The sequence below is a fragment of the Selenomonadales bacterium genome (assembly GCA_017442105.1).
Taxonomy (GTDB): Bacteria; Bacillota; Negativicutes; order RGIG982; family RGIG982; genus RGIG982.
In genome coordinates this window covers 1-5,829 of record JAFSAX010000145.1, presented here as the reverse complement: position 1 = coordinate 5,829, position 5,829 = coordinate 1, and the positions used below count along the sequence as shown (strand labels likewise).

Sequence of the window (5,829 nt, the reverse complement as noted above, 5' to 3'; positions counted from 1 at the left end):
GGGACTCTTTTTCTTCACAGAAAAAAGAAAGAGAGGCGGGGCATACCCACCTCTCTTTCTTTTCGTTTATCAGCAGTTATGCGTGTAGTCGTCATTACAGCCGTAGCCGCTAAAACCACCAAAACCACCGCAGCAGAAGAGAAGAATGATGATAATGATGATGATCCACCAGCTGCCGAATCCGCCGCAACCGTTATTGTTCCAGCCCATAAAAAGGACCTCCTTTGAATATGCGTTTGCTTTCTTGATGGAAAGCTACTGTAAGCTATGCGCGCGGACGCAAAGAGGTGTTAAATCACGCGGAAAAATAGACGAGAGCTGTCATTCGGGGATTGAAAGAAATGGTTTTGGTATGATAAAATAGTTAAGATATAGAACCTATCAAGATTTTATTGCAGTAGGAGGAAACCAATGCCAATGACGGAACTGGACGGCGAGATCAAACGCCGCAGAACCTTTGCTATTATATCTCACCCGGACGCGGGTAAAACGACACTTACAGAAAAGCTTCTTTTATACGGGGGAGCGATCCACCTTGCAGGTTCGGTCAAGTCGCGCAAAACACAGCGTCATGCCGTATCCGACTGGATGGAGATCGAAAAACAACGTGGTATCTCCGTAACATCGAGCGTACTTCAGTTCGACTACGACGGATTCCGCATCAATATCCTCGATACCCCGGGCCATCAGGACTTCAGTGAAGATACGTATCGTACATTGATGGCTGTTGACAGCGCGGTCATGATCATCGACGTTGCCAAAGGGGTCGAAGCGCAGACGAAAAAGCTGTTCCAGGTATGTAAACAGCGTCATATCCCTATCTTTACGTTTGTCAACAAACTTGACCGTTTCGGCAAAAATCCGTTCGACTTGATGGAAGAGATCGAACAAGTCCTCGGTATCCGTGCTTATCCGATGAACTGGCCGATCGGCGTAGAAGGAAACTATACGGGCGTATACAACCGTAAACTGGCGCAGATCGAGCTGTTCCAGGAAGACGGTTCGCACGGTCAGAACATTCTCCCGTCCACCAAAGGCGGCGTAGATGATCCTGCCTTCCGCGAGATCCTCGGTGAAGAAGTACATCAGTCGCTCTGCGACGATATCGAGCTTCTCGATGCGGCAGGCGATGCGTTCGACCAAGACCTTATCGACAAAGGCGAACTGACGCCGATGTTCTTCGGCAGTGCGATGACGAACTTTGGGGTACAGAACTTCCTCGAAGAATACCTCCGTTTGGCACCGCCGCCGGCTGTGCATGCATCGACCGTTGGTGATATCGCACCGAATGATGAACGCTTCACAGCTTTCGTCTTCAAAATCCAGGCTAACATGAACCCTGCGCACCGCGACCGTCTTGCCTTTATCCGTATCTGCTCGGGTAAATTCGAACGCGGTATGAGCGTACATCACGATAAGAGCGACAAGATGATCAAGCTGGCACAGCCGCAGCAGTTCTTGGCGCAGGACAGAACGATCATCGAAGAAGCCTTCCCGGGCGACATCGTTGGTCTTTTTGACCCCGGTGTATTCGGTATCGGCGATACGCTCTGCGATACCGATGCCAAACTCCGTTTCCCTGATTTCCCTGTATTCCCGCCGGAACAGTTCGCGCGCGTACAGGCGAAAGATACGATGAAACGCAAACAGTTCCTCAAAGGTATCACACAGCTTACGCAGGAAGGTGCCGTACAGCTCTTCCAGCAACCCGATATCGGTACGGAATCGTACATCGTCGGCACGTGTGGTACGCTCCAGTTTGAGGTGCTTGAATATCGACTCAAAAATGAATATGGCGTTGACATCATCATGCAGCATTTGCCGTATGAAGTCGCGCGCTGGATCGAAAAAGACGGCGAAAAGCTGACGCCGTACTCGCTCCGCGGTGCAGACCGTGCAATGTTCGTACTTGACAGCAAAGAACGCCCTGTTCTTCTCATTTCGAACGAATGGGCGATCCGCTGGATCATGGAAAACAACCCTGATGTTACGTTCTCGACGGTACCGCCTGACAGAAGCAACGCAATGGCATAAAGAAGAAAAGCTCTTCCCCTTGATTGGGGAAGAGCTTTACGGTAACCGTGCATGATATCGTTCTTTGAAATGCGCAGCAACATCATCGAGCTGGTTCGATACTTGCGGAAGTCCGAAACCGATAAACAGCGGGCTTGTTGCGAATCGCGGCATGATCTTGGCGATATATCGATCATTATGATGGTAGAAGAACAAGTTGTAGCTGCTGCAGCTGCGGCCGGGAAATTCATATAAGATGTAATAAACGGCGGCTTGTACGTAGTCTGCGAACCGATCGGTATTCGTGGCGTTCTTCGTGATAACATTAAATTCGGAGAAGCCGATGCGTGGTTTGGTCGATAAGTTGAGAAGGACGCCGTCTTCTTCAAGAAGCGTGATGCCTTCGAAGATGGACGGGTCGAGTGCTTCGTGATAATCGACATCTTTTAAGCCGACGATCTGCATATGCGGATGTCGGATCGTACCGCCCGATAACGGGCCGTGGTTTTTGAAGAAGAGTACCGATCGCCAGTCGCCTGACGATTCCATCGCCAGCCAATGACGGAAGGCGAAGCGGAACAGGTGATGCAGGTGCTCGGGCGTATAGAGCGACAGCTCCGACATACATTCGTCCGTTTCGATAAGGACGGTCTGGAGCGTATTTTTAAGAACGGGATATTTGTTTTTGATCAGCATAAGCGCATCTTCGCGGTCAATAATATCCGTTAGATGATTGCGGTCGCAGAACGGACATTTCGCCGCCGTATTGATGATGCTTTCGGGCTTCTGGCGACCAATATTTACGTTGAATTCAAGATGAGGGATGACCATAACGATACCTTCTTTGCAAGGTGATATTATATCTTTATTATATGCCAAATCGAGCGAATTTTAAATAATAACTTTTTCGGGAGGTGATTTTTATCCGATGCCGGTAAGCAGAGAATCTTTTTATAAGGGTACATTTATTTTAACAGCAGCAGGTGTCGTGGTAAAGATCATCGGCTCGCTCAACTGGATATTCGTATCGCGTATCCTCGGCGGGGAAGGGATCGGGCTTTATCAGATGGCATTTCCGATCTATCTTATGGCACTGAGCATTTCATCGGCAGGGATACCTGTCGCCATCTCCATCATTACGGCAGAGCGATTGGCACTCGGCGACGTGTTGGGTGCAAGGCGTATCTTTCGCATCTCGCTGGCCATTCTTACGGTGACAGGGATACTGTTCAGCATGACAACGTATCTCGGGGCAGAATGGCTCATCGACTTAAGATTCATTCGCGATCCTCGTGCCTACTATGCTATCGTGGCACTCGCGCCTGCCATCTTCTTCGTTACGATGCTGTCAAGCTATCGCGGCTACTTGCAAGGCTGGCAGCGTATGACACCGACAGCCGTATCGCAAGTCGTCGAACAGATATTCCGTGTTATTACGATGGTACTGTTCGCGTATATGCTTTTGCCGTCAGGAATTGAATTCGCCGCGGCAGGGGCAAGCCTTGGCGCGTTTGCCGGCGCGGTAGCAGGCTTTATCGTTCTTCTTTATTATAATCACAAGTTAGAACGCGAAATTGCAGAAGAAGTCGCATCGCAGAAACAAAAAGCAGGCGATAGCAAGGGCGATCCGTGCGGAGAAATTATCAAACGGATATTTTGGCTGGCACTTCCCGTATCGGCATCGAGCCTGATGCTTCCCCTCGTAGCCAATCTTGACCTGATGATCGTGCCGATGCGTTTGGAGGTCGCAGGATTCACCGTAGCCGAAGCAACGGAATATTTCGGCTATCTGACAGGCATGGCAGTACCGCTTACCAATCTGGCGACGATCTTGACGGGTGCATTGGCTGTCAGTCTTGTGCCTGCTGTCTCGGAAGCAAAAGCTCTCGGAGATAAGGTGCGTATCGCCTTCCGCACAGGGGCGGCGATGCGTATTACGACCATCATCACGTTCCCTGCGTTTATCTTGGTATTCATGCTCCATACGGAGATATCCATGCTCATTTACAATGCACCGCTCGCAGGGCCGGTAGTCGGCTATCTGGCAACAGCCATCGTATTTCTTGGTATCCATCAAGTTACAACAGGTATCCTGCAAGGCCTTGGCCATACGACGGTACCGCTCGTCAATATGGCAGTCGCCGCCGTCGCCAAAGTCGGCCTCAACTGGGTCTTGACAGCGATTCCCGCACTCGGTATACTTGGGGCGACGATAGCAACGACTGTTTATATGGGCTTGGCGGCTGTGATGAATCTGTACTTTATCCATCGCTATGTCGGCTATCGTATCAGCCTGACCGAATCGGCAAAAACCATTGCCGCCGCATGTATCATGGCTATCAGTATCTACTTTACTTACAATAGTCTGGCAACGACATCGGACAGTATCCTTGTGATGACCGTCGTATCGGCTCTCATCGGCAGTATCGTCTATACAGGTGTCCTGCTCATGCTCGGCATGATCCGCCGTGAAGATGTTGCAGGCGTGCCGTATGTCGGTGATAAATTGACACGATTATTCTGCCGTATAGGCGTATTTTGATAAGGAGGTAACTATGCGTAAGGTCGTATTGGTATATAATCCTGTATCGGGAAACTCTCTTTTCAAACATAAATTAGACGAAGTATTTCAAGTATTTGGCGATGAAGGGATCTGCGTCATTCCGTATCGCACGCGCAAAGAAGGTCTTACGGGATTCGTCGAACTCGTACAGTCCGTATCGCCCGAAGGTGTACTCATCGCGGGCGGTGACGGTACCGTCAGCCTCGTCGTGCAAGAGATCCTCTGCGCCAAACTTGATGTCGCAGTCGGTATCCTGCCGAGCGGAACGTCGAACGATTTCGCACGATATGTAGGTCTGAGTGGTGACCTGCCGTCTTATGCACGCGCCGTTGCCGAAAACCGCACCATGATGATAGACGTCGGTCAAGTTAATGACCGCTACTTCATCAACGTCGTCGGTGCAGGTCTTGCCGCAGGTGTTGCACACTCTGTTCATGCAGACCTCAAAAACACGCTCGGCAAAATGGCATACTATCTCCGCGGTATCGGCGAAGTACCGCGATTCCGCCCGATGGAGATCGAACTTGAGATAGACGGCGTACCGTACAAGGAACTCGTACTCATGTTCCTCGTCCTCAACAGCGGTACCGTAGCAGGCTTCCCCAACGTCCTCCCTGCCAAGATCAACGACGGGATGCTCGACATCGTACTCGTCAATCAATGCAGCTGGGCAGAGCTCGTATCGCTTTTCGTTGGTATCCTCGCGGGCAAAGACGTTCGCCTGCATAAATGTGTCCAGTATTATCAAGCACAGTCCATCAAAGTATGCGCAGAAGAAGAAATCGAAAGCGACATCGACGGCGAACTCGGCCCGTACCTCCCGCTCGAGATCAAAGCTGTTCCCGCCGCCGTCAGACTCTATATAACAAAATAAGAATTGCAAGATAAAAGCCCTGCTCGCACGAAAGACGAGCAGGGCTATCTTTTTATGAAAAAGGGATATTATCGAGAATAAAGAACACGGAAAACGCGAAAAGGCACCCATGTAGGTGCCTTTTCTGCTGATAGCGCGAGAATATGACGTTTTATAGAAAAGACAGAGATACCTTGTGTGAAAAGGTGAAAATGATATGATGCAAGAAAAAGACGGAAATACAAAAGAAACGAATGATGATTCCGTCAAGAAAGGAGAAATGTATGGGGAATAGACTTAGAGGAAATCTTGCAGGAATATCGCTGGGAGGTACATATCAAGGCAATTTGAATAGTATCGGGATAAATGATGCATCTGCTCTGCTTGATGAGCAGACAAT

At 49.8% G+C, this 5,829-nt stretch carries 5 protein-coding genes; 3 read left to right on the top strand and 2 right to left on the bottom strand.

What is annotated here, in order from left to right:
* Window positions 1–69 precede the first annotated feature (69 nt).
* Entirely contained in the window at window positions 70–210 is a 141-nt protein-coding gene (locus IJN28_05770; protein ID MBQ6713274.1) for a hypothetical protein, read from the bottom strand.
* Window positions 211–417: 207 nt separating this feature from the next.
* On the opposite strand from IJN28_05770, the gene IJN28_05765 reads away from it, so the two are divergent.
* A complete protein-coding gene (locus IJN28_05765) occupies window positions 418–2,034 on the top strand; it encodes a peptide chain release factor 3 (protein ID MBQ6713273.1) in 1,617 nt (538 codons plus the stop codon).
* 36 nt (window positions 2,035–2,070) lie between these two features.
* Here the strand turns inward: IJN28_05765 and IJN28_05760 are convergent, their stop codons facing one another.
* The gene (locus IJN28_05760) at window positions 2,071–2,850 is read right to left on the bottom strand and encodes a DUF4931 domain-containing protein (protein MBQ6713272.1); all 780 of its coding nucleotides are present in this window, start codon (window positions 2,848–2,850) and stop codon (window positions 2,071–2,073) included.
* Between the two features lie 91 nt (window positions 2,851–2,941).
* On the opposite strand from IJN28_05760, the gene IJN28_05755 reads away from it, so the two are divergent.
* Both IJN28_05755 and IJN28_05750 read left to right on the top strand, forming a co-directional pair.
* Window positions 2,942–4,555: a polysaccharide biosynthesis protein gene (locus IJN28_05755; GenBank protein MBQ6713271.1), complete on the top strand. Its 1,614-nt coding sequence runs from the start codon at window positions 2,942–2,944 to the stop codon at window positions 4,553–4,555.
* Between the two features lie 13 nt (window positions 4,556–4,568).
* Window positions 4,569–5,450: a YegS/Rv2252/BmrU family lipid kinase gene (locus IJN28_05750; protein ID MBQ6713270.1), complete on the top strand. Its 882-nt coding sequence runs from the start codon at window positions 4,569–4,571 to the stop codon at window positions 5,448–5,450.
* Window positions 5,451–5,829 lie beyond the last annotated feature (379 nt).